Raw genomic sequence first — 869 nt, 5'->3', positions numbered from 1 at the left:
TCGAGCCAGCCCTCGAGCATGACGATGGGGCCTGGCTTGCCGTAATAGCCGGTCCATCCGCCGAGGCGCGCGCAGACCCAGGCTGCGCGAGCCAGTGATCCCTTCGGATGGGGATTTTTCTGTCGCTCTGTCTTGCCTTCAAGTTGAGCGCAACAGGCTTCCAGCAGTGGAACGTCCTCGGGTTCGAATGCATCGCTCAGGGGCCGCAGAGGCCCCGGGCCGCCGTCACGCGCCTGCACCAATTGTTGGATGCATACAGCCGCGATCAGCGTCGCAGTGATGAGCCGGTTACGAGGCGCGCTGTCTTCGATCTGCAGGCCTTCGATGTCGAAGCCGTCGGTCTTGAGAGTGCGGAACAGCTGTTCAATCGCCCAGCGCCGCCGATATAGACCGACCACCTGCCAGGCTTGCGCCTCGTTGTCGATCGCGTGCGTGGTCAGAAGCCGCCAGTGGATCGGCGCTTCGCCGCTTGGCGGGGCAATCTCGCGAACATCGATGACGTTCACGGCCACGCTGTCCGGCAAATTGGCGCGCAGTCCATGCTTCGGTCGAGCCAGACTTGCCGGCATGAAGCGAAGCTCGAGTTGCGCAGTTCGCCGCCTGCGCCCGGGCTTGGCGGGAAGCTCCAACTCGGCACGCCCCATCGCAGCCATCGCATCGGCTTGGGCAAACAGCGCCTGGCCGTCGGCCAGCGCGCGGTCATGAGCCGCGCGGACCAGCAGTTCGACGCCTTCCGAACGCAAGGCAAACGCCTCGAAGATATCGCTCTCACGATCGGCTATCACGGTGACAGAGGCCGCGCCCGCACACACCGAGGCCGCCTGCTCGGCACCTTCCAGCCACCGGAAGCTCTCTTTCTCCTCAATCGG

Annotated in this window: 1 protein-coding gene; it reads right to left on the bottom strand. The window is 64.8% G+C overall.

Annotated features, from left to right (window positions below; genetic code table 11):
- Positions 1-869, bottom strand: an 869-nt coding sequence (locus tag XI05_RS08955; RefSeq protein WP_271500712.1) for an IS4 family transposase, incomplete at both ends; no start/stop codon positions are given.

This window comes from Bradyrhizobium sp. CCBAU 11357, from assembly GCF_028128865.1.
Taxonomy (GTDB): domain Bacteria; phylum Pseudomonadota; class Alphaproteobacteria; order Rhizobiales; family Xanthobacteraceae; genus Bradyrhizobium.
This window is presented reverse-complemented; position numbering and strand designations above follow the sequence as displayed.